This is a genomic window from Dactylosporangium sp. CA-139066 (genome assembly GCF_050936175.1).
Classification (GTDB): Bacteria; Actinomycetota; Actinomycetes; order Mycobacteriales; family Micromonosporaceae; genus Dactylosporangium.
Genome location: NZ_JBNJNH010000001.1, coordinates 8,227,252 through 8,250,291 on the forward strand (window position 1 = coordinate 8,227,252; position 23,040 = coordinate 8,250,291).

The following is a 23,040-nucleotide window of genomic DNA, read 5'->3' on the forward strand; positions in this document are numbered from 1 at the left end:
ACGGAAAGGGACGGAACAAGCCAGCGAAGGGAACAGCAGGACATGAGTATCGTCCGCGCGGCCGACGCGCCGCGATTCGAGCTCAACGGGGCGCAGTTCACCGTGTACGCGGGGCCCAGCAACGGGTCCAAGGAGATCTGCACCTGGCGGCTCACCGTGCCGGGCGGCAGCCAGTCGATGCCGCACACGCTCGACCGCGACGAGGTGTTCGTCGTGCTCTCCGGCGCCATCCGCATCACGCCCGACGGCGACCGGCTCACCAGCGGCGACTCGGCCGTCGTGCCGGCGGGCGGCCGGATCGAGCTGGGCAACCCGGCCGACGAGCCGGCCGAGGTGCAGGTGGCCGTCCAGGCCGGGTTCAGCGCCTATCACATGGACGGCAGCCTGTTCGGTACGCCGCCCTGGGCCGCGTAGGCGCCCGGCGTCGCGCCCACGTGCCGCCGGAAATGGCGGTGCAGGTGGGCCTGGTCGTGAAAGCCCACGTCGGCGGCCACGTCGGCCGGCCGCCGGCCCGCCAGCAGCAGGCGGCGGGCCTGCTCGATGCGCCGGCTCATGAGGTACCGGTGCGGCGGTAGCCCGAAGGCCGCCGTGAACGCCCGCACGAGATGCCCCGGGTGGCTGCCCAGGATGGCGCCGGCCTCCTTCAGCGTGATGCCCGAGGCGGTGCGCGCATCCAGCAGGTCGCGCAGCCCGTCGGCGAGCCGCCGCGGGTGCGGTACCACAACATCCACGACGTGACGGTCCAGGTGTTCGCGCAGGCGGCCCCGGATCAGCGCCAGCCTGCCCTCCGCCTCGAGCTCGTCGCCCGGGCGGTCCAGCGCCTGGTGCAGCTGGTGGATGCGCAGCCGCAGCACGGGGTCGTCGAAACCCGGATGGTCGACCGCCGCGCCGGCCAGGGACGGGGGCAGGACGGCCGCGTCGAGGTACACCACGCGCTTGCGAAACCCGTGGTGCGTCGCGGCGCGGCCGTCGTGCGGGACGCCGGGCGGCAGGATCGTCACGCTGGCCGCGCCGGCCGCGCCGCGGTGATGGCGGTCCAGGTCGAAGCGGATCGCGCCGTCGTCGACGATGAGCAGCGTCCAGGCGTCGTGCACGTGCAGCGGGTACGCGTGGTCGACGAAGTGCGCGTGGAAGACCTCGGCGACGCCCGGCACCCGCGGGCGCCACGCCGTGACCGCCTCCGACGCCATGTTCACAACGTACAAGCCAACGGCGCCGCGGCACCGTCCCATGAAGGCATGACCTTCCCCACCAAGATCGCCGTCCTGCTCCGCGACGACCTGGCCGTCTGGCAGCGGCTCAACGTGACCGCGTTCGTCGTCAGCGGGATCGCCGGCACCCAGCCGGAGCTGCTCGGGGCGGACTACGCCGACGCGGACGGCACGCCGTACCTGCCGATGTTCGGGCAGCCGGTGCTGGTCTTCGAGGGCGGCCCGGCGGTGCTCGCGGCCGCGCACGCCCGCGCCGTGCAGCGCGGCCTGGCCTGTGCAGTTTTCACCGAGGAGCTGTTCAAGACGGGCAACGACGAGGACAACCGGGCCGCGGTACGCGCCGTGGCCAGCGCCGAACTGAACCTCGCGGGAATGGCGGTACACGGGCCGAAGAACGCTGTGGACAAGATCCTCAAGGGGGCCCGCCTGCATGGTTAGATTCCGGCGGATGCGCGCCGGATCGAGGAGCTTGCATGATCGTCATCCCGTTCGAGGGCCCGGGGGCGGGCCGCGGGCCGCTGTCGTGGGGCCAGATCGAGAGCTGGCACGCCGTGCGGGCGCTCGGGCACTGGATGCCGCTGGGCGGTGCGCTGCCGGTGCCGGCGGGCACCACGATCGACGATCTCGTCGACGAGCTGCGATTTCATCTGCAACGGTACGTCACGCTGCGCACCCGCCTGCACGTACCCGGCGGCGACGCGACACCCGAGCAGGAGGTCTTCGCCTCCGGCGAGCTCACGGTCGAGGTCCTCGAGGGCGTTGATCCGGAGGCGCTGGCCGAGGAGTACCGAAGCCGGGAACTGGATTTCGCCACCGAATGGCCGATCCGGGCCGCGGTGGTGACCTGCGACGGCGCCCCCACCCACCTGGTGGTGCTCATCTCGCACTTCGCCACGGACGGCGCCGGCGCGCGGACGATGCTGCGCGAGGTCGCCGAGCGCCCGTCCGGGCCGGTGTCCGGCCTCGCCCCGCTGGAGCAGGCGGCCTGGCAGGCCTCGCCGGCCGGGCAGCGGCAGAACGCCGGGGCGATGCGCCACTTCGAGGCCGTGCTGCGGGCGATGCCGGCCCGGCGCTTCGCGACGCCGGTGGTGCCGCGCTCCCCGCGGTACTGGCGGGCGCAGTTCGACTCGGCCGCGCTGCCCCTCGCCCTGCGGGCGATCACCGCGCGCCTCGACGTCGACCCGGCGGTGACGCTGCTGGCGGTGTTCGCCGCGGCGGTGCACGAGACGTTCGGGCTCAACCCGGTCGCCGTGCGGCCCCTCGTCGGCAACCGGTTCCGCGCCGGGCTGGCCGACGTCGTGTGCACCGCGGTGCAGGCCTCGCTGTGCCTCATCGACTGCGAGGCGGACTTCGCCGAGGTCGTCGAGGGGTCGCGGCGGGCGGCGCTGGTGGCGTTCAAGCACGGGTACTTCGACCAGCGCGACCTGTGGGCCCTGCGCGACCGGGTCGCGGCCGAGCGCGGCGAGCACCTCGAGATCGGCTGCTTCCTCAACGACCGGCGCGGCCCGGTGCCGATGGACGCCCCGAGCGCCGAGGACGTCGAGGCCGCGCTGCCCGCGTCCCGGCTCGCGTGGGTCGTGCGCCGCGACCACCCGGGCTTCGAGCCGTTCATCCTCGACGTCGAGGACCTGCCCGGCGGGCCCGGCGCCGTGCGCTGCACCGCCCACACCGACACGGCGGCCATCGCCCCGCGCGACGCCGAGCGGATCCTGTGGAACATGGAGTCGCTCGCGGTGTCCTTCGCGCACCCCGCCCGTTCGTCCTTAGGGTGAAGTCGTACTTCCCTTCAGGAGGAACACCATGGCGCTGTACATCGCACTCACCTACACCGACGACGTCGACTGGTCCCAGCCGCAGGCCGAGCAGGCCGCGGAGATGCGCGAGTACGTGGCGTTCGGCCAGGCCGCGGCGGCCGTCATCAAGGGCGGCCACGCGCTGTACCCGACCGCCACCGCCACCACCGTGCGCGTCAGCGGCGGCAAGGGCGGCGAGGTGCTGACCAGCGACGGGCCGTACGCGGAGACCAAGGAGGCGCTGACCGGCTTCTACCTGCTGGACTGCGCCGACCTGGACGAGGCGGTCGCGCTGGCCGCCCGCATCCCGGCCGCGTGGAACGGCGCGGTCGAGATCCGCCCGGTGATCGTGTTCGACCGTTAGTGGATGCGCTGGCCCGTCTGGTGCGCGACGAGGGTGCGCGGGTCCTCGCCACCCTCGTCCGCGTCACCGGGAGCCTCGAGCTGGCCGAGGACGCCACCCAGGACGCGATCGAGCGCGCCCTCGTCACGTGGCCCCGCGACGGCGTGCCGGACAACCCGCGCGCGTGGCTGATCGTCACCGCGCGCCGCCGCGCCGTCGACCTGATCCGGCGCGAGGCCCTGCGCCCGCAGAAGGAGGCCCTCGCCGTGCTGCCCGACGACCAGACGCCGGAGACCGACCTGCTGAGCCTGATCTTCACCTGCTGCCACCCGGCCCTGTCGGTGGACGCGCAGGTGGCGCTCTCGCTGCGCACCCTCGGCGGGCTCACGACGCCCGAGGTCGCCAAGGCGCTGCTCGTGCCGGAGGCGACGATGGCCAAACGCCTGACCCGGGCGCGGCAGAAGATCCAGAATGCGCGGATACCGTACCGCGTCCCGCCCGACGCCGAGCTGCCGTCCCGCCTGACCGGGGTGGCGGCGACGGTGTACCTGATCTTCAACGAGGGCTACGACGACCTGCGCCGGGCCGACCTCACCGGCGAGGCGATCCGGCTCGCCCGGATGCTGGCCGGCCTCATGCCCGACGAACCGACCGCGCTCGGCCTGCTCGCGCTGCTGCTGTTGCACGACTCGCGGCGCGCGGCCCGCCTCGACGCCGCCGGCCGGCCGGTCCTGCTGGCCGACCAGGACCGCTCGGGCTGGGACCGGGCCGCGATCCGGGAGGGCGTCACCGTCCTCGGCACCGCGCTGCGCCGCAGCCCCGACCGGCCCGACCGCTACGCCGTGCAGGCGGCGATCGCGGCCTGCCACGCCCTCGCCCCCAGCTACGCGCAGACCGCCTGGGACGCGGTGATCTCGTGGTACGACGTGCTGCTCACCGTCCAGGACACGCCCGTCGTGCGGCTCAACCGGGCCGCCGCCGTCGCCGAGCGCGACGGGCCGTCGGCCGGGCTGGCGCTGGTCGACGGGCTTTCGGGCCTGGAGTCGTACCCGTACTGGCACGCGACCCGGGCCGAGCTCCTGGCCCGTCTGTCCCGCCCGGTCGAGGCCGGCGCGGCGTACTCGGCGGCCCTGTCCCTGGAGCTCAGCGAGCCGCGCCGCGCGCACCTGGAGGCGCGGCGGGCGGCGGTCTCAGCCTCGTTTCAGCCCCGCGTCAGCGGCGATCATCATCGTGACCGGCATGGGACCTCTGCCGGATGAGATCGTCGACCGCCTGCCGATCCTGGACCTGCTCAACCAGCTGCCCCCGCGCCGCCGGGCCGTGCTGGTGCTGCGGTACTGCTGCGACATGTCGATCGAACAGACCGCCCGCGCGCTGGGCTGCAGCACCGGCACGGTGAAGAGCCAGTCGGCCCGCGCCCTGGCGACACTGCGCGACCGCGTGGTGCACGCGGGTCTCTGATCGCTCTTTTTGTCGTACCCCGCTGAGAAGATGCCCCCATGTTCTTCGAGACGCGCGGCAGCGGCACCCCGGTCCTCGCCATCCACGGCTGGACCCCCGACCACCGGCTGATGCTCGGCTGCCTGGAGCCGCTGTTCTCCCGCCTGCCGGATCCATACCGCCGCCTGTATCCCGACCTGCCCGGCATGGGCCGCACCCCCGCCGGCGAGGACATCGCGTCGTCGGACGACATCCTGGCCGCCCTCGACGCCTTCGTCACCGAGCACATCGGCACCGAGCCGTTCCTGGTCGTCGGCGAGTCCTACGGCGGCTACATGGCGCGCGCCCTGGCCCGCCTCCGCCGCCCCCAGGTCCGCGGCCTCGCGCTGATCTGCCCCATCGGCGTCGCCGTCGAGCACGCCGAGCGCACGGTCCCGCCCCACGCGATCCTGCACGCCGAGCCCGGCGCCGAGACCGGCGCGGACCCCGACTTCCTGGAGATGGCGGTCGTGCGCACCCACGAGACCCGCCGCCGCTACGAGGCGGAGATCCAGCCCGGCGTGCAGGCCGCCGACCTGGACGCGATGGCCCGCATCCGCAAGCGCTGGACCCTGTCGACGCCCCCGGAGTCGGGCCCCGCGTTCGACCGCCCGACCCTGATCCTCGCGGGCCGCCAGGACCAGGTCACCGGCTACCAGGACCAGTACGAGCTGCTGCCGCACTACCCGCGCGCGACGTACGCGGTGCTGGACATGGCGGGCCACAACCTGCAGATCGAGCAGCCGGCCCTGTTCGACGCCCTGATGACCGACTGGCTGGCCCGCACCGCCCAGCCGTGACGACTTCCTCCCCCGACCCGCCTCGACCGCCCCACAGCCTCGGCGGTTCGCTCCCCGACCTGGCTGGACCGCGCCCCCGGTCTTGACGGTTCGGTCGCCGAGGTAGCGAAGGACGCGCCCGCGACCTGGGGATCCGTTCTCCATGTTGTCGACGTCCTCGATGCACTGTCCAGGTGTGCGGTCGTGAGCGATGCGCCGCGGGCGTATTCGCCGAGGCCGCCGCGGACGGTGAGCAGCGGGATGAGGATGAGCAGGCAGATCCCGGCCAGAACCCGTCGGGCGGTTGCGACCATGGTTTCGTCCTCACCTGGGCGGGCGCCGGGCACGGGTCGTGATCGACCGGCGCCTTTATGCGGGGCAGGTGGGAAAGGGCGCTACCCCGTGGTCACAGGCGGCGCGGGAGCCCGAAAAACGGGAGAAGGGCGTTGTCGATGAAGCGGGTGAAGGCGCTCACCCGCTCGTCGGTCATGGTCAGGACCAGGACGCCGTGGGCGTGGCCGACCGGGTCGTCGTCGTCGCTGACGTAGCAGCCGTACGCCGGCTGGAAGTTGGCGTGCGCCGGCACGAGGCGGTAGTGGCGGCGGCCCCCGCGCAGGCCGACGCGGCGCATGAAGCCGGCGATCGCCGCGTGGCCCTGGTACGCCAGCGGCGCCGGCGGCATCGTCAGCCAGGCGTCGTCGGTCAGCAGCGCCACCATCGCGTCCACGTCCCCGGCCTCGATCGCCGAGGCGAACGCGGCGGCGGCCTGGCGCTGGCGCGGCGACGGGGGCGAGGGCAGCGGCGCGGTCGCGTCGAACCGCACGGCGCGGGCCCGGCGCAGCAGGGCGTTGGCGGCGTCCTCGGTCATGTCGAGCAGCTCGGCGGCCTCGGCGGCGCGGTAGCCGAGCACGTCGCGCAGCAGCAGCACCGCCCGCTGGCGCGGCGGCAGGGACTGCACGGCGGTGACGAAGGCGAGCGACACGGCCTCGCGCCGCTCGTAGCGGGCCTCGGGGCCGGGGGTGTCGTCGGGCAGGCCGGACAGCAGCGTGTCGGGGATCGGCTGCAGCCAGATCGGCTCGAGCATCCGGGTCGGCTCGGGCGGGACGACGCCCGGTGCGAAGCCGGGGACGGTACGCGGGCGTCGCTCGCCGTCGCGCAGCCAGTTCAGGCACCGGTTGGTCGCGATCTTGTACAGCCACGTGCGCACCGAGGCCCGCTCGCCGAAGCCGTCGAGGCCGCGCCAGGCGGCGGTCAGGGTCTCCTGCAGGACGTCCTCGGCGTCCTGGACGGAGCCCAGCATGCGGTAGCAGTGGACGTACAACTCGCGCCGGAACGGCTCGACGAGCTCGCCGAACGCGGCGTCGTCGCCGGCCCGGGCCCGGGACAGTGCGGTCATCACGACCATGGTGACACCGGCGCGACCAGAAACCGGTCGGGCCGGTGTCCATCCGGGCATGAGTGTGAGTACCGCAACCCAGCGCTGGGTGCTCGGCCTGTCCGCGGCGGCGTCGTTCATGGTGATCCTGGACATGCTGGTCGTGGCCACGGCGCTGAGCACGATCCAGCGCGACCTCGGGGCGTCGCTCGAGGACCTCGAGTGGACCGTCAACGCGTACACCCTGAGCTTCGCCTGCCTGATCCTCACCGGCGCCGCGCTCGGCGACCGGCTCGGACGGCGGGCCGTGTTCGCCGCGGGGCTGGCGCTGTTCAGCCTCGCCTCCGTGGCGTGCGCCCTGGCGCCGTCGGTGGGCGCGCTGATCGCCGCCCGCACCGTGCAGGGCGCCGGCGCGGCGCTCGTCATGCCGCTCGCCCTGGCGCTGCTCAACGCCGCGTTCCCGCCCGAGCGGCGCGGATGGGCCCTCGGCGTGTACGGCGGGGTGACCGGCCTGGCCGCGACGGTCGGGCCGGTGGTCGGCGGGGCGATGACGCAGGGCCTCGCGTGGCAGTGGATCTTCTGGATCAACGTGCCGATCGGGCTGGTGGCGATCCCGCCGCTGCTGGCCCGCACCCCGGAGAGCCGGGGCGCCCGGGCGCCGCTGGACCTGCCCGCGCTGGCGCTGTCCGGCGTCGCCGCGCTCGGCGTCGTGTGGGCGCTGGTCCGCGGCAACGCCGACGGCTGGGGCTCGGCGAGGACGCTCGTGCCGCTGGCGGCCGGGCTCGTCGCCGCGGCCGGGTTCGTCGCCCGGGAGCGGGCCGCCGCCGCGCCGATGCTGCCGCTGCGGCTGTTCCGTTCGCGCCCGTTCGCGGGCGGCAACCTGGTCATCTTCTTCGCGAACGCGGCCCTCACCGGCGCCGTGTTCTTCACGGCGCAGGGTTTCCAGATGTGGTACCACCACGGCGCCTTCGTCGCCGGACTCTGGCTGCTGCCCTTCGGGGTGGCCCCGCTGCTGGTCGGGCCGCGGGCGGGCGCCCTGGCGGACCGCTTCGGCGAGCGCTCGCTCATCGTGGCCGGCGCGCTGAGCCTGACGGCCGGCCTGGCGTGGACGGCCCTGGCGGCCGACGGCGGCGGCTCGTACGTGGCGCTCGTCGCGCCGCTGACCCTCGGCGGGCTCGGCATCGCGCTGACCATCCCGGCCGCCACCCGCGCGGTCGTGAGCCGGGTCGCGCCGCCGGAGATGGCGAAGGCCGGCGGGACGTTCAGCACGCTGCGCCAGCTCGGCGGGGCGTTCGGCGTGGCGGTCCTCGGCGCCGTCTTCGCCGCGGCCGGCGGCTCGTTCGACGGCGGGTTCCGGGCCGCGATGCTCGTGGCCGCGGCGCTCGCGCTGGTGGCGAGCGCCGCGGCGGTCCTGACGCGGCCGGGCCGGCCGCGCCCCGAGCCGCTCGTCCCGGCGGCCCCGGGGGCCCGTCAGGTGAGCGCGGTGAGCCCGTCGGCGGAGACCGTGTAGGCGAGCCCGGCGGCGGCCGGGTCCTTCGCGAGGCCGGCGACGGCGTCGCCGATCACCTCGGGCGTCACCACCGGCCCGAGCCGCCGCCGGAACTCCGCCACGTCAATGCCCTGCCGGCGCGCGTACGCCCCGGCGCCCGCGTCGCCGACCGCGCTGCCCGGCGACAGGCCCGGCAGCAGGGCGGTGAAGCGGATGCCGAGGCCGGCGCGGGCGGCCTCCTCGTCGGCGTACCGCGCGACGAAGCGCACCATCGCCTTCGCCCCCGCGTAGCCCCCGCTCAGCGGCGACCCGCCGAGCGCCGCGCCGCTGGACACCGCGACGACGAGGCTGCCGGGCCTCAGCGGCCGGCGCAGCGCCGCCCGGCACCACTCGAACGCCTGCCGCGCGTCGACCTCCCACGGCAGCGCGAACGTCTCCCAGGTCTGGTCGGGCAGGGCGGCGGTGTGCGGTACCGCGCCCGCGTTGAGCACCACGACGGCCGGGTCGTGCTCGGCGATGAGCCGCTCGGCGAGCCCGGCCTCGCGCACGTCGGCGACGACGTCGGCCCCGCCGCCGCGGGCGACGGTGACGACGCGGTACCCCTGGTGGCCGAGCGCCTCGGCGATCCCGCGCCCGAACCCGCGGGTCCCCCCGGTGACGATGGCGGTGGCTTCAGACATGACTCCCCCTGTCGAGGTCGAAGGTGGTGAACAGTGCCGGATCGTTGAACGACACGATCCGGGCGATGCCGTCCTGCCGGACGGTCAGGGCCTGGACGGCGTGCGGGGTCTCGCCGGTGTACACCAGGAAGCCCGGCCCTCCGTTGACGACCACGGGCTCGAGGCGGGTCCGGCCGAGCGCGGGGAACACGACCCGCCCAAGGAACTCCCCCACCGTGTCCCGCCCCGCGAACCACCCCAGGTGCGGCGGCATCTCCAGCGCGACGTCGGCGCGCAGGACTTCGAGCAGCCCGTCGACGTCGGCCTCGGCGAAGGCCCGCGCGTACCCGTCCAGCAGCCGCCGCTGCGCCTGCCCGGCCGGCGGCTCCCGGAGCCGCTCCTCGTCGGGTTCGGCGCGCCGCAGCCGCTCCCGCGCCCGGGCGAGCAGGCTGTGCACCGCGTCCGGCGAGGTGTCCAGCAGGTCGGCGACCTCGTTCGCGCGCCACCGCAGGACGTCGCGCAGCAGCAGTACCGCCCGTTGCGTGGCCGGCAGGTGCTGCAGCGCGGCCACCAGCGCCAGCCGCACGCTGCCCCGCCCGGCGACCACCGCGGCCGGGTCCTCCTCGTCCCCGCCGGCTCCCCCGGCGAACGGCGTCACCCACGCGACCTCGGGCCCCGCCAGCGGCGGCGGCCTGCCCGTGTCCCCGCCCGGCGCCCCGAGCCCCGCCGGCAGGTCCCGCCGCCGGCTCATCGCGGAGAGGCACACGTTGGTGGCGATGCGGTACAGCCAGACGCGCACCGACGAGCGCCCGGCAAAGTCGCCGAACCCGCGCCAGGCTCGCAGGTAGACCTCCTGCACGAGGTCCTCGGCGTCCTGCGCGGAGCCGGACATGCGGTAGCAGTGCACGGTGAGCTCGCGCCGGAACGGCTCGGTGAGCCGGGCGAACTCGTCCTCATCGGTTACCAGGCGCTCGGCCCGGTCGACAACGGTCACCCGCATACAGACCCCGCGGCACCCGGAAATTCGTCGCCGCGGGGCCTTCCTTTTTCTCGGCGGCGGGACAAAGCCGGTGCTGCGCACGACAAGTCGGGCGCTCCGCGCTACGACTTGTCGGATTTATACCGCACTGGGTGGGTAGGTGGGCGGTGCACCTCGTACCACACCGTCGGCGGATCCGACGAAGCCCGGTTTCCTGTGGCGTTGGCGAGCATCGAGCGGGGCGCGCTGCCGGCCGAGCTGGCCCCGGAGCTGATGCGGGGATCATCGCACGGCTGAAGGCCGAGGCGGGCGATCCACTCGCGCAGGCGGGGGCGGTCCCGCCACCAGCCGCGGACCAGCGCCGGGGTCCAGTGCTCGTCGCCGTCGCGGGCCCAGCCCGACCACGGGTCGTCGCGCATGGCCTCGAGCACCGCGCGGAGCTCGGCCAGGTCGCCGGGCTGGCGGTACAGCCACTCCCAGCCCTCCTCGCCCCCGTACAGGACGTGCCGGGGCGCGCTCATGCGGCCGACCTCGCAGCTGTCGGTCATCGCGCCGTAGAACGGGCCGGGCACGTTGCGCCAGTTGCGCTGCTCCCAGTCGCCGCGGGACACCGCCTCCGGGCTCTGGCGCAGCATACGCGGCGGCAGCGTCGCGAAGACGGCGTCGACGTGCGGCAGCGGGTCCCAGTACGGCACCGGGTCACGGGCCCCAGACGCACAGGACGAACACGGCCGCGACGAGCAGGACGACCGCGGCGATCGTCACCGGGAGCGGGACACGGCGGCGGTGCTCGCGGCCGAGCGAGCCGTGCAGGGCCGGCAGCAGCGCGTCGACGACCTCCGGCGTGGCGCCGCGCTCGGCGAGCCAGGCGGCGACGTCGGCCGGCCCCGTGCGGACCAGGGCGGCCAGCAGGTGCTCGGTGCCGACGTGCCCGGCGGACTCCTGCACGGAGATCGCCATCGCCTCTTCCAGCAGCTCCGGCGCGGCGGCACCGGGGGCCGGCGGCTCGCCCGCGGGCCCCGTCCAGACCGACGCGGTGTTGCCGGCCGCGCCGCGCAGCGCGGCGGCCAGGGCGCCGGGCGACGGCCGTTCACCGCCGGCGCGCCGCAGGACGGTCCGGGCCTCGATCGTCAGGCGCTCGATCATGAACGTCTTTCTACCGGATCAACGCCGGGCCCTGCGCACCGGAGTGGGTCCGGTGCACGGCTTCGGGAGAGCGCTCTCTCAAGTTTCGCTTAGACCCGGGTTAAGTCGGTTCGGGCGGGTTGACGCGCTTGTATGCCGTGCCTGAGCTTGGGGGCATGTCGCGCAGGAAGACCATATTCGCGGTCCTGATCGCCGCCGCCGTGGCGGCCGTCGGGCTGATCGGGCTGACGAACGCCTCGGCCGACGCCGGCGGGCCCATCACCGGCATCGCCGGCAAGTGCGTCGATGTCGCCGGGGCCAATGCCGCCAACGGTACGGCGGTGCAGCTGTACACCTGCAACGGCACCGCCGCCCAGCGCTGGAGCGTCGGCGCGGCCGACGGCAGCGTCCGCGCGCTCGGCAAGTGCCTCGACGTCACCGGCGGGTCCGCCGCGGACGGGGCCAAGGTGCAGCTGTACGACTGCAACGGCACCGGCGCCCAGCGCTGGACGGCCGGCGGCGGGCAGCTCGTCAACGCCGGATCGGGCAAGTGCCTGGACGCGAGCGGCAACAGCTCCGCCGACGGCACCCGGCTGCAGATCTGGGCCTGCCACGGCGGCGCCAACCAGCGCTGGACGCTCCCCGCCGCCACCGCGACCCCGACGGCGAGCGCCTCGGCCAGCCGCTCCGCCGCGCCCTCGCCGTCCGCGTCGCGCACGACCGCCCCGGCGGCCAAGAAGGGCGTCAGCACCTGGCAGTTCACCGGCCTGTCCGACGCGGTGCGCAACGTCGGCGCCGGCTGGTACTACAACTGGTCCCCGAGCAACGACAGCATGCCCGCCCCGGCCGAGTTCGTGCCGATGATCTGGGGCGCCGCCTCGGTCACCGACGCCACCCTGGCCAAGGCGAAGGGCGAGGGCACGGTCCTGCTCGGCTTCAACGAGCCGGACATGTCCGGACAGGCCAACATGACGGTCGAGCAGGCGCTGAGCCTCTGGCCGCGGCTGGAGCAGACCGGGATGCGCCTGGGCAGCCCCGCGGTCGCCTACGGCGGCGACACCGCCGGCGGCTGGCTGGACCGGTTCATGACCGGCGCGCGCCAGCAGGGGCGGCGGGTCGACTTCATCACGCTGCACTGGTACGGCTCCGACTTCAGCGACGCCGCGGTGAACCAGTTCCTGGGCTACGTCCAGCGCGTCCACGCCCGGTACAACCTGCCGATCTGGATCACCGAGTACGGCCTGATCAACTTCTCGGGCACGCCGAAGTACCCGAACACGGCCCAGATCACGTCGTTCATCACCCGCACGACGACGCAGATGCAGGCCACGTCGTACATCGAGCGCTACGCCTGGTTCTCCCTGCCCGCCGTCGGCGACTCGGTGGCCTACGGGCTCTACCGCGATGGCAGCACCCCGACACCGGCCGGCGAGGCCTATCGCGCCGCGGGCTGACGGCGCTGTCAGCGGATTGGTCATCCGCTGTCAGCGGTACCGCCGAGAGTCCAAAGCATGAAGCACACGACCACGGTCCTCATCTCCGGCGCCAGCATCGCCGGTCCCGCCCTCGCCTTCTGGCTCGCCCGGTCCGGGTGCACGGTCACCGTCGTCGAACGGGCGCCCGCGCTGCGGACCGGCGGCCAGGCGGTCGACTTCAAGGGCGACACCCACCGCACCGTGCTCGAGCGGATGGGCATCCTCGACGACGTGCGCGCCCTGCAGACGGGCGGCCACGACCAGACGATCATCGACGCCGCGGGCCGCGCGCTCGCCGTCATCCCCGGGGAGTTCACCGGCGGCGAGATCGAGATCCGCCGCGGCGACCTGTCCCGGCTGCTGTACGACCGGACCGCGGACGACTGCGAGTACATCTTCGGCGACACCATCACCTCGCTGACCGACACGCCCGGCGGCGTGCACGTCACCTTCGCCAGGTCCGCCCCCCGCACCTTCGACATCGTCGTCGGCGCCGACGGCATCCACTCCAACGTGCGCCGCCTCGCCTACGGCCCCGAGCGCGACTACGTCACGTTCCTCGGCCACTACTACGCGCTCGTCGAGCTCGGCGCGGACGGCGAGCCGGTCATGTACAACGAGCCCGGCCGGATGGTCGCCCTCGGCGGCCCGAAGGCGCCCGCGTTCTTCGTCTTCGCCTCGCCGGAGCTCACGCACGACCGCTACGACCCCGAGTCGGCCAAGGCGGTGCTGCGCGAGGCGTACCGGGGCGGCCGCTGGCGGATCCCGGAGCTGCTGGCCCGCCTCGACGACGCCTCCGACGTCTACCTGGACTCGATCAGCTGCTCGGAGGTCCCCACGTACGCCAAGGGCCGCGTCGCCCTGCTCGGCGACTCCGCCTACGGCAACACCCTCGGCGGCTTCGGCACCGGCCTGGCCGTCGTCGGCGCGTACGTCCTGGCCGGCGAGCTCCGCGCGGCCGGCGGCGACCACCGGGCCGCCTTCGCCGCGTACGAGTCGGCCTTCCGCGGCTACGCGAAGGTCGCCCGCCAGGGCAGCGCCGGCCCGTTCCTGGCCCCGGGCAGCCGCCCCCGCATGGCGATGCGGAACTGGACGTTCCGGTCGCCGTGGATGCTGCGCATGCTGCTCAAGCTGACGGACAAGCTCGCCACGGGCATCGATCTGAAGGTGTATCCCTAGTTCGTGGCGAACCGCTCGGGCCGCACGAGCACCGCGACCCGCCCTTCGGCGGCCATCACCCGGTCGTACTCCTCGAGATCCGGGTGCTGGCCGCCGGCCGCGTGGTAGATGTCGCGCAGCAGCCGCCGCAGCCGCTCGGGTTCGACGTCGCCGGGCCCGATGATCTCGGCCGCCCCGCTCACCGAGATCCACTCCCACCCGGCCCGGAACACCAGCGTCGCCCGGCCGCGCTGCCGCAGGTTGGCCAGCCGCCGGGCGTCGGCCCGCGAGACGATCCCGAGCACCGGCGCCCCGTCCTCGGGATGCGCGAGGATCCCGGCGTTCACCACGGACGTCGACGGCTCCCCGTCGCCCCGCACGGTGACCACGACGGCCAGCCAGTGCTCGCGGGCGGCCAGCTCGGCGACCCGGCGCAGCCCGTCCTCGATCGCAACCATGCCGCGAGCCTATCCCCGCGCGGCCGGCCGCCCGCCCGCCGTTGATCCGCTGTGCGCGACACGCCCGACGGCTCGGCGTGCAACGCGATGGAACGCCGCACGGGCATGAGACGAAACCTCGTGAGGGTGTTCACTACCGCCGCGGCCTGCACCAGGCCGGCCGCCGACGCGAGCCTGCCGCTAGATCTTGCGCAGCAGGCGCAGGCGCAGCGCGCGGAGGACGACGCCGGGCCTGGCGAGTGACGACGGGTGGGACTCCATCGCGGTGACGCTGTTCAGGCGGCGGCACGTCGGCTCGTCCGTCATCGACGCGCGCAGCAGCAGCTCGCTCGCCCAGCGGATCACCCGGTAGCCGGGCGGGTGGCCCTCCTTGATGTGGGGCAGCGCGAGGTCGGCGAAGGTCGAGACCTGCCAGGCGGCGTCGACGATGACGCGGACCTTGTCGAAGTACTCCCGGGCGGGGGTCTGCGTCACGTCGGGGGCGGTCTGCAACCAGGCCGACAGGCAGGACGCGTGCAGCATGGCCGAGGTCATGCCCTGGCCGTACACCGGGTTGAACGACGCCACCGCGTCGCCCGCGGCGATCAGGCCGGCCGGCAGGCGCTCCACGGCGTGGAAGTCGCGGCGGCGGCTGTCCGCCTGGTGGTACGTGATGACGCCGCCGATCATCCGGGCGTTCCCGGCGATCTCGCCGAAGACCGGCGGGAAGTGTTCGCGGCAGCGGGTGGCGTAGTCGTCGGCGTCGCGGGACGGGCGGTCCTCGTCGTAGCCGGCCACGAGCATCAGCCAGCGGTCGCCCTCGACGCCGAGGACGCCGCCGATGCGGGGGACGCGGCCCTTGCCCGGGGTGGTCTGCGAGATGGAGGCCCAGGCGTCGCTGACCGACGGGTCGCGCTCGTACAGCGCGGAGGCGTAGTTGAGCTTGATCGGCATGCGCTGCATGGGTGCGCGGGACCAGCCGTGCTCCTCCAGCCAGTCGTTGAGGCGGCTCGAGCGGCCCATGGCGTCGACGACGAAGTCCGCCTCGACCTCGACCGGGGACTCGGCGCCCTCGGGGACGTAGCTCGCGCCCCGGACGCGGGTCTCGGTGAACAGCAGGCCCTCGGCCCGGCCGTACACCATCCGGACGTTCTCGCGGTCCAGCACCCGGCGGCGGACCTGGGCCTCCAGGAACGGGCGGGTCGTGATGAGCATCGGGCGGGTGGGCATCGGGTCGGGGACCTGGCGCAGCTCGTCGTTGATGTACAGCTGGCCGTCGTTGCGGCGGAAGTCCGGTGCGCCGGCGTCGATCGCCTCGTCGGTGAAGCCCGGGAACCAGCGCTCCAGCTGGGTCTGTCCGGCCGGCAGCAGCGCGTGGACCTGGGTGCCCTGCGGGACGCCGGGGCGCGGGCCGGCGCCCTCGGTGGGGTCGCGCTCGACGATCAGCACCTCCTCGGCGTGGTCGCTCAGGACGCGGGCGGCCATGAGGCCCGCCATGCTGCCGCCGAGCACGACGGCGCGGCGCATGAGGATCCGCGGCGGTCCCGGCGGCGCGGGGGTGGTGATGCGGGCGAAGGTCTGCGCTGCCGTCGGTGCCATGTGAATCATGGTAACGCCTGTGAATATTGATGCACGGTTACGTCCTGACCGCTGGGCCGGCCCGCGTGGCCCGCTGTGCACAATGGCGGGATGCGCTTCGCGATCCTGGGGCCCCTCGAGGTGCGTGACGCGGCGGGCGAGCCCGTCGCCGTCGGCGGGCCCAAGCCGCGGGCGCTGCTGACCCGGCTGCTGCTGGAGGCCGGGCAGGTCGTCGCGCTCGAACGGCTCGGCGGCGACAGCGCCAACGCGCTGCAGGCACAGGTTTCGCGGCTGCGGCGGGCGCTGCCGGACGAGCCGATCGAGTTCACCGGCGGCGGCTACCGCATCGCCGTCGACCCGCAGGACGTCGACGCCCACCGGTTCGACGCGCTGGCCCGCGACGGGCGGCGGCTGCTCGCGGCGGGCGATTTCAAGACCGCGGCAACGGTACTGCACGAGGCGCTCGACCTCTGGCGCGGACCCGCCCTGGCGGATCTGCCCGACGCCGGCCCGCTGCTCGTGCGGCTGGAGGAGGCCCGGCTCGCGGCGGCCGAGGATCTCGCCGAGGCGGAGCTGGCGCTGCCCGAGGGCGCCCCGATCGGGCCGCTGCGCCGGCTCGTGGCCGAGCACCCGTTCCGGGAGCGGGCGCGGGCCCAGCTGATGCGGGCGCTGCACGCGGCCGGGCGCACCGCCGAGGCGCTCGCCGAGTACGAGGACGCGCGCCGGCTGCTCGCCGACGAGCTCGGCACCGACCCGTCGGCGGAGCTTGCCGCGGTACACCTGCGGCTGCTGCGGCCGGAAACCCCGGCGCCGGCCCGCAGCGCCCTGCCGGCGCCGCTGACCCGGCTCGTCGGGCGGGAGGCGGAGCTCGAGCGGCTCGCCGGCCTGCGCGGCGCCCGGCTCGTCACCCTGCTCGGGGCGGGCGGGGCCGGCAAGACCCGCCTCGCGCTGGAGGCGGCCCGCCGCGACGGGCGGGAGGCGTGCTTCGTCGACCTGTCGCGGGTCGAGGACGGCGCGCTGGTGCCGCACGCGGTCGCCGGCGCGCTCGGCCTGCGCGAGGGCGGCCTGGCCCCGGCGGGCGGCGGCGACCCGGTGCGGCCCCTCGCCGGCGCCCTCGCCGAGCGCGACCTGCTGCTCGTCGTCGACAACTGCGAGCAGGTCCTCGACGCCGCCGCCGGGTTGCTGCGCGAGCTGCTCGGCCGGTGCCCGGGCCTGGCCGCGCTGGCCACCAGCCGCGAGCCGCTCGGCCTGACCGGCGAGGTCCTCGTGCCCGTCGGGCCGCTGCCGCCGCAGACCGCGGTGCGGCTGTTCGCCGAGCGGGCCGCGGCCGTGCGGGCCGGGTTCGCCGTCGACGACGCCAACGCCGCCGCGGTGCGGCGCATCGTCGGCCTGCTCGACGGGCTGCCCCTGGCCATCGAGCTCGCCGCGGCCCGGCTGCGCCAGCTCGGCGTCGACGAGCTCGCCGAGCGCCTGGCCGGGCACGAGCACTTCGCCGTGCTGTCCCGCGGCGACCGCACCGCCGCCGGGCGGCACCGCACGCTGCGCGCCGTCGTCGACTGGAGCTGGCAGCTGCTCGGGGACGACGAGCGCGCCCTGGCGCGGCGCCTCGCGGTGTTCGACGGCGGGGCCACCCGCGCCGCCGCCGAGGAGGTCTGCGGCGCGGGTGAGGACCTGCTCGCCGACCTCGTCGACCGGTCGTTGCTGTCGGTGTCCGACGGGCGGTACCGGATGCTGGAAACGATTCTGCTCTTCTGCCGCGAACGGCTGGCCGAGGCCGGCGAGGAGCCCGCGCTGCGCGCCGCCCACGCGGCCTGGTGCCTGCGGCGGGCCCGCGAGGCCGACCCGCACCTGCGCCGCGCCGAGCAGCTGGAGTGGCTCGCCGCGCTCGCCGCCGAGCACGAGAACCTCATGGCCGCGCTGCGCTGGTCGGTCGCCCACGACCGGGACACCGCGCTGCGCCTCATCGCGGCGCTGGCCGCCTACTGGTGGCTCAGCGGGCGCCGCGGCGAGGTGGCCGGCCTGGCCGCGCGCGTGCTCGAGACGCTGCCGGACGGGCCGCCGGCGGGGCTCGAGGAGGAGTACGTCAGCTGCGTCGTGCACGCCGAGTCCCTCGCGCCGGCGGGGCACCGCCGCCGCGCCGACGCCGCGATGATCGCCCTCGACCGGCCGCTGCACCACCCGTTCGGCGCCGCCGTGTGGGGCATGTCCCGCGCCGGCGACGTCCGGCGGGAGCCGTCGCCGGCGGTCCTCGGCGCCGACCCCTGGACCGCGGCGCTGGGCCGCCTCGGCGACGCGCTGCTCGCCGTCCTCGGCGGCCACCCCGACGACGCCGGGCTGAGCGCCGTGCTGGCCGAGTTCCGCGCCCTGGGCGAGCGGTGGGGCACCGCGCAGGCCCTCGACTGGCTCGCCCACCTGGCCGGCATGCGCGGCGAGTGGGCCCGCGCGCACGAGCGGTGGGCCGAGGCCCTGACCGCCCTCGACGAGCTCGGCGCCGGGCAGGAGGCCGCCGACGTGCTGTGCCGCCGCGGCGAGTGCCGGGCCCGCCAGGGCGACCTCGCCGGCGCCGGCGAGGACTACCGGCGCGCCGCCGAGCTCGGCCGCCGCGCCGGGCGCCCGAACACCGCCGCCGCCGAGCTGGGCCTCGCCGGGCTCGCCCGGCACCGCGGCGAGCTCGACGCCGCCGCCCGCCACCTGGCCGCGGCCCTCGCCGCCATCGACGACGGCGACCTCGGCTCCTTCTACACGCGCTCGGCGATCCTCACCGCCCACGCCCGCCTGGCCGAGGCCCGCGGCCACTACGGCGAGGCGCTCGGCTGGCACGAGCGGGCCATCGCCGCCGCCCGCGCCGCCCCGCTCGCCGCCGGCCTCGCCGACGCCACCGAGGGCCTCGCCGGCCACGCCGCGCTGACCGGCGACGGCCACGCGGCCGCCCGGCGGCTGGGCGAGGCCGTGGCGCTGCGCGGCACCGCGGTCGCCGGCGACCCGGACGTCGCCGCGACCGCCGCGCGGGCCCGCGACCTCATCGGCGAGGACGCGTTCGCCGCGGCGTACTGCGCCGCCCTGCGAGCGACGGCGGTCAGCTGAACCGCAGCCGCGACGGCTCCCCGCGGGCCAGCCGGTCGGTGTGCTCGGCGAGGTTCAGGCACTCGCCGAGCGTCGCCCCGGCGTCCAGGCGCTCGACCACCCGGGCCTCGGCCGCCATGACCTCGGCCGCGGCGGCCAGCTGGGCGGCGGCCTGCGCCGGGTCGAGCACGACGATGCCGTCGTGGTCGGCGATGACGAGGTCCCCGTGGTGTACGGCAACCCCGCCGCACGACACCGTCCCGCCCACGGTCGCGAGGGCGGTGGTCGTGCCGGCCCGCGGGGTGACGTGCCGGCTGTAGACGGGCAGGGGGCAGCCGGCGACGAAGCGGAGGTCGCGGTACCCGCCGTCGACGACGATGCCGGCCAGCCCCCTGCCGATCGCGGCGCGCGCGAACAGCTCACCCGCCAGCGCCGTCTCCCGCCCGCCGCCGTCGACCACGAGCACGTCCCCGGCCCCGGCGCGCTCGAGCGCCTGGATCACCCCGAGGAAGTCGTCGCGGCACCGCACGGTCACCGCCGGACCGCACAGCACCGGGCTCGCCGAGCGGCACCGCAGCTCCGGCGACATCACCCGCACGTCGCGGGCCGCGTCGCAGATCGCCGTGGTGTCGACGCTGGCGGCGAGGCGGCGGAGGCCGTCGAGATCGTTCACACCTGCACGCTACGCCACGACGGCCGGCGGTATGGTGCAGCGATGCAACGCACCGCGCTGGTCACCGGGGCATCGTCGGGGATCGGGAAGGCGACCGCGGCCGCGCTGGCCGCGCGGGGCTTCCGGGTCGTGGGCACCAGCCGGCACCCGGACTCGCTCGCCGCCGCCGACGGGATCTCCTACCTGCCGCTCGACCTCGGCGACGAGGCGTCGGTCGAGGCCCTCGCCGCGGCCGTCGGCCCGGTCGACGTGCTGGTCAACAACGCCGGCGAGAGCCAGGCCGGCCCGTTCGAGGAGCTGCCCGGCGACGCGCTGCGCCGGCTGTTCGAGGTCAACGTCCTCGGCCCGGTCCGCCTCACCCAGCTGCTCCTGCCCGGCATGCGCGAGCGGCGCTGGGGCCGGGTGGTGATGGTCGGGTCGATGCTGGCGTCGTTTCCGCTGGCGTACCGCTCCTCGTACGTCGCGTCGAAGGCCGCGCTGAAGGGCTTCAGCGACGGGGCCCGGCACGAGTACTCCCCGTTCGGCGTCTGGCTGACCACCGTCGAGCCCGGGGCGATCAGCACCGGGATCAGCGAGCGGCGCACGACGTACGTCGCGGAGGGCTCGCCCCACCGCGCCGACTTCGAGCGGATGCTGGGCGCGCTCAACCGCAACGAGAAGGCCGGCGTGCCCGCCGAGCGCGTCGCCGCGACCATCGTCCGGGCGATCTCGGCGGCCCGGCCGCGCGCGCACTACGCGGTCGGCAGCAACGCCGCCGTCGTCTTCCCGCTGCGCCGCCTGCTGCCGGCCGCCCTCGTGGCGCGGGCCACCCACCGCCGCCACGACCTTCGGCGCTGATGTTTCTGTCGTACCCCGGTTATCCCGCGCGCGCACTACGGGGTCGGCAGCAACGCCGCCGTCGTCTTCCCGCTGCGCCGCCTGCTGCCCACCGCCGGCACGACCTTCGGCGCTGACGTTTTTGTCGTACCCCCGGGGTCGGCAGCAACGCTGCCGTCGTCTTCCCGCTGCGCCACCGCCGGCACGACCTTCGGTGCTGACGTTTTTGTCGTACCCCCCGGTTATGTTCCGGGCATGTTCGATGATGTGGCGACGGTGGACTGGGCCGCTCTGACGCACGCCTACGGTCCGGCCGACGACGTGCCCGGCCTGCTGCGCGACCTGGCCGCCGGCAGCCGGCAGGCGCTGTCGGAGCTCTACGGCACGATCTGGCACCAGGGCACGGTCTACGAGGCCACGGCCCACGCGGTGCCGCTGCTGATCCGCATCCTCGACGCCCCGGCCGCCCCGGCCGCGGACGTGCTCGGGCTGCTCGGCTCGATCGCCGAGGGCACCTCCTACATGGACGTCCACCGCGTCTACCTGCCCCGCAGCCGGCGCGACACCGCCGAGGTGCGCGCGCAGATGGAGCTCGAGCTCGGCTGGGTCGCCGCCGCCGGGCGGGCGGTCGCCGACGGGCTGCCGGCCTACCTGCGGCTGCTGGCCACGCACGCGGATCCGGAGGTGCGCGCCGACGCCGCCCACCTGATCGGCGTCCTCGGCTCCGAAGCGCGGCGCCGCGCCGCCGACGACGACGAGGTGCTCCCCGCGGCCGCCGTCGTGTCCCTCAGCGCCGACGGCGCCGAAGGGCTGCGCCGCGCCGCGGCCGGCGAGGTGCTTCCGGCGGCCGCCGTCGTGTCCCTGAGCGCCGACGGCGCCGAAGGGCTGCGCCGCGCCGCGGCCGGCGAGGTGCTCCCCGCGGCCGCCGTCGTGTCCCTGAGCGCCGACGGCGCCGAAGGGCTGCGCCGCGCCGCGGCCGGCGATGCCGACGAGGTGGTCCGGGCGGCCGCCGTGCTGTCCCTGGGCGCTGCCGGCGCCCCGTTCGCCGGCTCGCTCGACGACCCGCGGCCGCTGCCAAGGCTGGCCGCCGCGGTCGTCATCGCGCGCGGGGACGCCGAGTCGGTGGCCGCGCGCATCGAGCGGGACGCGCCCGAGTGCGTCCGGCTGATCGGCCGGCTGCCGTCCAGTTCGGGCAGCGCCCTGGCCTGGGTGCTCCGGGCGATCGAGCCGCACTGGCCGACCCAGGTCCGGCTGGTGGACGCGTGGCTGCGGCACCCGGACCCGGCGATCCGCGAGTACGCCGCCCTCGCCGGCGCCGTGCCGCTGTGCGACTGGCGACCCGCCGCGGCCGCGCTGGTGCCGGCCCTGGTCGCCGCGCAGCAGGACCCTTCCGAGGCGGTGCGCCTGCGCGCGCTGTGGCACCTGACCGGCGCGGGCCGGGCCGCCGCCGGCGGCGCCGACGCGCTGTGGGCCGCCGTCGAGCGCGAGTTCGCGGACCGCTCCCCCGCGCCGGCCCCGTCCGACGGCGGGTGGGGGCCGGTGCAGCCGACGCTGGGCGCCGCCGCACTCATCACGCTCAGCCGGCTCCGCGATCCGCGCGCCGACGCCTGCCTCGCGCAACGCCTCCGCGAGCGCCCGGTCGGCCTGAGCGGGCTCGTCAACGCCGTCGAGGCGCTCGGCCCGTGGGCCGCGGCGTGCCGCGCCGTCATCGTCGACGCCATCGAGGCGGCGCCGGCCGGGCCCGACCGCGCCCGGCTGATCCGCGCGGCCGGCCGGATCGGCGCCGACCCGGCCGCGCTGGTGCCGGTGCTGCGCCGGCAGGTCGCGGAGCACCCGCACTCGGCCGGCACGCTCCTCGGCAATCTCGGCCCGGCCGCCGCCGCGGCGCGACCGGAGCTGGCCGCCCTGCGCGCGAGCGACGACCCCACCCGGCGCCGCATCGCCGCCCGCGCCCTGTGGCGCCTCGACGGCGACCCGGCCGACCTGGTGGACCTCCTGCGCGACCGGCTGGACGACGACCACGCGCTGGAGTTCCTCGCCGAGCTGGGCCCGGCCGCCGCCGAGCTCGCCGACCGCCTGCCGCCGATCGGCGACGGCGACGGCGAGTGGCGGGCGGTCCACGCCGCCGTCGCCTACTGGCGGCTCACCGCCGACCCCGGCCCGGTCGTGCCGGTGCTGGTGCGGCACATCCGCCCCGTCCCGTGGGGCGTCCTGGCGGTGCGGACCCTGGCCGAGATCGGCCCGGCGGCCACGGCCGCGATCAGCCCAGCGGCCACGGCCGCCATCGGCCCAGCGGCCACGGCCGCCATCGGCCCAGCGGCCACGGCCGCCATCGGCCCAGCGGCCACGGCCGCCATCGGCCCAGCGGCCACGGCCGCCATCGAGCTCCTGAGGGCCCACGCCGAGGCGCCGTACCGCAGCTACGGCGGCGGCTTCCTCTACGTCGAAGGAGACACCGTGGCCCAGGACGAAGGATGGGCGGCGGTGTGCGCGCACGCGCTCGCCCACATCGAGGGCCGCGAGGCCGGCGACTGGCCGGACGTGACCCTCCCCCAGGCCATCATGTACCCATAACCGACGGACGTCGTTACGGCGCGGCACGGCGCTT

The 23,040-nt window shown here is 75.7% G+C and carries 22 protein-coding genes; 13 read left to right on the plus strand and 9 right to left on the minus strand.

The features are described from left to right. Positions 1 to 42 precede the first annotated feature (42 nt). The gene (locus tag ACQEVU_RS37580) at positions 43 to 414 is read left to right on the plus strand and encodes a cupin domain-containing protein (RefSeq protein ID WP_433332211.1); all 372 of its coding nucleotides are present in this window, start codon (positions 43 to 45) and stop codon (positions 412 to 414) included. On the opposite strand, the gene ACQEVU_RS37585 is transcribed toward ACQEVU_RS37580, so the two are convergent. Continuing rightward, complete coding sequence (locus ACQEVU_RS37585; protein WP_433332213.1) at positions 369 to 1,190, minus strand: AraC family transcriptional regulator; 822 nt, start codon at positions 1,188 to 1,190, stop codon at positions 369 to 371. The two genes, ACQEVU_RS37580 and ACQEVU_RS37585, sit on opposite strands and share 46 nt — an antisense overlap. Before the next feature lie 48 nt (positions 1,191 to 1,238). Here ACQEVU_RS37585 and ACQEVU_RS37590 point away from each other — a divergent pair, with 48 nt between their 5' ends. Genes ACQEVU_RS37590 through ACQEVU_RS37615 form a run of 6 tightly spaced genes read left to right on the plus strand, consistent with a single transcriptional unit; the run spans position 1,239 to position 5,626 of the window. Next, positions 1,239 to 1,649: a DUF2000 family protein gene (locus ACQEVU_RS37590; RefSeq protein ID WP_433332215.1), complete on the plus strand. Its 411-nt coding sequence runs from the start codon at positions 1,239 to 1,241 to the stop codon at positions 1,647 to 1,649. Positions 1,650 to 1,684: 35 nt separating this feature from the next. Beyond that, positions 1,685 to 2,983 carry a condensation domain-containing protein gene (locus tag ACQEVU_RS37595; protein WP_433332217.1) on the plus strand — a complete coding sequence of 433 codons (1,299 nt, stop codon included), beginning with the start codon at positions 1,685 to 1,687 and terminating at the stop codon, positions 2,981 to 2,983. Positions 2,984 to 3,011: 28 nt separating this feature from the next. Further along, complete coding sequence (locus ACQEVU_RS37600; RefSeq protein ID WP_433332219.1) at positions 3,012 to 3,368, plus strand: YciI family protein; 357 nt, start codon at positions 3,012 to 3,014, stop codon at positions 3,366 to 3,368. Continuing rightward, a complete protein-coding gene (locus tag ACQEVU_RS37605) occupies positions 3,368 to 4,606 on the plus strand; it encodes an RNA polymerase sigma factor (RefSeq protein WP_433332221.1) in 1,239 nt (412 codons plus the stop codon). Before ACQEVU_RS37600 ends, ACQEVU_RS37605 begins: the two co-directional genes overlap by 1 nt. After that, a complete protein-coding gene (locus tag ACQEVU_RS37610) occupies positions 4,587 to 4,808 on the plus strand; it encodes a sigma-70 family RNA polymerase sigma factor (RefSeq protein WP_433332223.1) in 222 nt (73 codons plus the stop codon). The genes ACQEVU_RS37605 and ACQEVU_RS37610 overlap by 20 nt, the downstream gene beginning before the upstream one ends. Before the next feature lie 38 nt (positions 4,809 to 4,846). Further along, on the plus strand, positions 4,847 to 5,626 hold the full coding sequence (locus ACQEVU_RS37615) for an alpha/beta fold hydrolase (protein WP_433332225.1): 780 nt from the start codon (positions 4,847 to 4,849) through the stop codon (positions 5,624 to 5,626). A gap of 385 nt (positions 5,627 to 6,011) precedes the next feature. Here the strand turns inward: ACQEVU_RS37615 and ACQEVU_RS37620 are convergent, their stop codons facing one another. Continuing rightward, entirely contained in the window at positions 6,012 to 7,001 is a 990-nt protein-coding gene (locus ACQEVU_RS37620) for an RNA polymerase subunit sigma-70 (protein WP_433332227.1), read from the minus strand. A 58-nt stretch (positions 7,002 to 7,059) separates the two neighbouring features. Here ACQEVU_RS37620 and ACQEVU_RS37625 point away from each other — a divergent pair, with 58 nt between their 5' ends. Then, entirely contained in the window at positions 7,060 to 8,490 is a 1,431-nt protein-coding gene (locus ACQEVU_RS37625; protein ID WP_433332229.1) for a DHA2 family efflux MFS transporter permease subunit, read from the plus strand. Here the strand turns inward: ACQEVU_RS37625 and ACQEVU_RS37630 are convergent. The 4 genes from ACQEVU_RS37630 to ACQEVU_RS37645 form a co-directional block, all read right to left on the minus strand. Next, a complete protein-coding gene (locus ACQEVU_RS37630; RefSeq protein ID WP_433332231.1) occupies positions 8,451 to 9,149 on the minus strand; it encodes an SDR family oxidoreductase in 699 nt (232 codons plus the stop codon). The genes ACQEVU_RS37625 and ACQEVU_RS37630 overlap by 40 nt on opposite strands. Further along, the gene (locus ACQEVU_RS37635; RefSeq protein WP_433332233.1) at positions 9,142 to 10,128 is read right to left on the minus strand and encodes an RNA polymerase subunit sigma-70; all 987 of its coding nucleotides are present in this window, start codon (positions 10,126 to 10,128) and stop codon (positions 9,142 to 9,144) included. Before ACQEVU_RS37635 ends, ACQEVU_RS37630 begins: the two co-directional genes overlap by 8 nt. Before the next feature lie 101 nt (positions 10,129 to 10,229). After that, positions 10,230 to 10,802 (minus strand): hypothetical protein, encoded by a 573-nt coding sequence (locus ACQEVU_RS37640; RefSeq protein ID WP_433332235.1) that lies wholly within the window; start codon positions 10,800 to 10,802, stop codon positions 10,230 to 10,232. A 4-nt stretch (positions 10,803 to 10,806) separates the two neighbouring features. Then, positions 10,807 to 11,253: a hypothetical protein gene (locus tag ACQEVU_RS37645; protein WP_433332237.1), complete on the minus strand. Its 447-nt coding sequence runs from the start codon at positions 11,251 to 11,253 to the stop codon at positions 10,807 to 10,809. Positions 11,254 to 11,408: 155 nt separating this feature from the next. Between ACQEVU_RS37645 and ACQEVU_RS37650 the strand changes: the two genes are divergently transcribed. Both ACQEVU_RS37650 and ACQEVU_RS37655 read left to right on the plus strand, forming a co-directional pair. Then, positions 11,409 to 12,686: a glycoside hydrolase family protein gene (locus ACQEVU_RS37650; protein ID WP_433332239.1), complete on the plus strand. Its 1,278-nt coding sequence runs from the start codon at positions 11,409 to 11,411 to the stop codon at positions 12,684 to 12,686. A 57-nt stretch (positions 12,687 to 12,743) separates the two neighbouring features. Beyond that, entirely contained in the window at positions 12,744 to 13,886 is a 1,143-nt protein-coding gene (locus tag ACQEVU_RS37655) for an FAD-dependent monooxygenase (protein ID WP_433332241.1), read from the plus strand. On the opposite strand, the gene ACQEVU_RS37660 is transcribed toward ACQEVU_RS37655, so the two are convergent. Together ACQEVU_RS37660 and ACQEVU_RS37665 are read right to left on the minus strand one after the other, a co-directional pair. Continuing rightward, positions 13,883 to 14,323 carry a pyridoxamine 5'-phosphate oxidase family protein gene (locus tag ACQEVU_RS37660; protein WP_433332243.1) on the minus strand — a complete coding sequence of 147 codons (441 nt, stop codon included), beginning with the start codon at positions 14,321 to 14,323 and terminating at the stop codon, positions 13,883 to 13,885. The two genes, ACQEVU_RS37655 and ACQEVU_RS37660, sit on opposite strands and share 4 nt — an antisense overlap. A 180-nt stretch (positions 14,324 to 14,503) precedes the next feature. Then, positions 14,504 to 15,901, minus strand: a complete 1,398-nt coding sequence (locus ACQEVU_RS37665) for an FAD-dependent oxidoreductase (protein ID WP_433332245.1) — start codon at positions 15,899 to 15,901, stop codon at positions 14,504 to 14,506. 90 nt (positions 15,902 to 15,991) lie between these two features. Between ACQEVU_RS37665 and ACQEVU_RS37670 the strand changes: the two genes are divergently transcribed. Next, positions 15,992 to 18,964 carry a BTAD domain-containing putative transcriptional regulator gene (locus ACQEVU_RS37670; RefSeq protein ID WP_433332247.1) on the plus strand — a complete coding sequence of 991 codons (2,973 nt, stop codon included), beginning with the start codon at positions 15,992 to 15,994 and terminating at the stop codon, positions 18,962 to 18,964. Here ACQEVU_RS37670 and ACQEVU_RS37675 read toward each other — a convergent pair. Then, the gene (locus ACQEVU_RS37675; RefSeq protein ID WP_433332249.1) at positions 18,957 to 19,616 is read right to left on the minus strand and encodes an RraA family protein; all 660 of its coding nucleotides are present in this window, start codon (positions 19,614 to 19,616) and stop codon (positions 18,957 to 18,959) included. The two genes, ACQEVU_RS37670 and ACQEVU_RS37675, sit on opposite strands and share 8 nt — an antisense overlap. Before the next feature lie 42 nt (positions 19,617 to 19,658). On the opposite strand from ACQEVU_RS37675, the gene ACQEVU_RS37680 reads away from it, so the two are divergent. Together ACQEVU_RS37680 and ACQEVU_RS37685 are read left to right on the plus strand one after the other, a co-directional pair. Then, positions 19,659 to 20,453: an SDR family oxidoreductase gene (locus tag ACQEVU_RS37680; RefSeq protein ID WP_433332251.1), complete on the plus strand. Its 795-nt coding sequence runs from the start codon at positions 19,659 to 19,661 to the stop codon at positions 20,451 to 20,453. Between the two features lie 234 nt (positions 20,454 to 20,687). Continuing rightward, on the plus strand, positions 20,688 to 23,006 hold the full coding sequence (locus ACQEVU_RS37685) for a hypothetical protein (RefSeq protein WP_433332253.1): 2,319 nt from the start codon (positions 20,688 to 20,690) through the stop codon (positions 23,004 to 23,006). Positions 23,007 to 23,040 lie beyond the last annotated feature (34 nt).

Excerpts from the sequence above, each read along its gene's own strand:
- ACQEVU_RS37580 (WP_433332211.1), top strand. The coding sequence starts at position 43 with ATGAGTATCGTCCGCGCGGCCGACGCGCCGCGATTCGAGCTCAACGGG.
- ACQEVU_RS37585 (WP_433332213.1), bottom strand. The coding sequence starts at position 1,190 with ATGGCGTCGGAGGCGGTCACGGCGTGGCGCCCGCGGGTGCCGGGCGTC.
- ACQEVU_RS37610 (WP_433332223.1), top strand. The coding sequence starts at position 4,587 with ATGGGACCTCTGCCGGATGAGATCGTCGACCGCCTGCCGATCCTGGAC.
- ACQEVU_RS37630 (WP_433332231.1), bottom strand. The coding sequence starts at position 9,149 with ATGTCTGAAGCCACCGCCATCGTCACCGGGGGGACCCGCGGGTTCGGG.
- ACQEVU_RS37655 (WP_433332241.1), top strand. The coding sequence starts at position 12,744 with ATGAAGCACACGACCACGGTCCTCATCTCCGGCGCCAGCATCGCCGGT.
- ACQEVU_RS37600 (WP_433332219.1), top strand. The coding sequence starts at position 3,012 with ATGGCGCTGTACATCGCACTCACCTACACCGACGACGTCGACTGGTCC.
- ACQEVU_RS37680 (WP_433332251.1), top strand. The coding sequence starts at position 19,659 with ATGCAACGCACCGCGCTGGTCACCGGGGCATCGTCGGGGATCGGGAAG.
- ACQEVU_RS37665 (WP_433332245.1), bottom strand. The coding sequence starts at position 15,901 with ATGGCACCGACGGCAGCGCAGACCTTCGCCCGCATCACCACCCCCGCG.
- ACQEVU_RS37625 (WP_433332229.1), top strand. The coding sequence starts at position 7,060 with ATGAGTGTGAGTACCGCAACCCAGCGCTGGGTGCTCGGCCTGTCCGCG.
- ACQEVU_RS37670 (WP_433332247.1), top strand. The coding sequence starts at position 15,992 with ATGCGCTTCGCGATCCTGGGGCCCCTCGAGGTGCGTGACGCGGCGGGC.
- ACQEVU_RS37615 (WP_433332225.1), top strand. The coding sequence starts at position 4,847 with ATGTTCTTCGAGACGCGCGGCAGCGGCACCCCGGTCCTCGCCATCCAC.
- ACQEVU_RS37685 (WP_433332253.1), top strand. The coding sequence starts at position 20,688 with ATGTTCGATGATGTGGCGACGGTGGACTGGGCCGCTCTGACGCACGCC.
- ACQEVU_RS37645 (WP_433332237.1), bottom strand. The coding sequence starts at position 11,253 with ATGATCGAGCGCCTGACGATCGAGGCCCGGACCGTCCTGCGGCGCGCC.
- ACQEVU_RS37620 (WP_433332227.1), bottom strand. The coding sequence starts at position 7,001 with ATGACCGCACTGTCCCGGGCCCGGGCCGGCGACGACGCCGCGTTCGGC.
- ACQEVU_RS37595 (WP_433332217.1), top strand. The coding sequence starts at position 1,685 with ATGATCGTCATCCCGTTCGAGGGCCCGGGGGCGGGCCGCGGGCCGCTG.
- ACQEVU_RS37650 (WP_433332239.1), top strand. The coding sequence starts at position 11,409 with ATGTCGCGCAGGAAGACCATATTCGCGGTCCTGATCGCCGCCGCCGTG.
- ACQEVU_RS37660 (WP_433332243.1), bottom strand. The coding sequence starts at position 14,323 with ATGGTTGCGATCGAGGACGGGCTGCGCCGGGTCGCCGAGCTGGCCGCC.
- ACQEVU_RS37635 (WP_433332233.1), bottom strand. The coding sequence starts at position 10,128 with ATGCGGGTGACCGTTGTCGACCGGGCCGAGCGCCTGGTAACCGATGAG.
- ACQEVU_RS37590 (WP_433332215.1), top strand. The coding sequence starts at position 1,239 with ATGACCTTCCCCACCAAGATCGCCGTCCTGCTCCGCGACGACCTGGCC.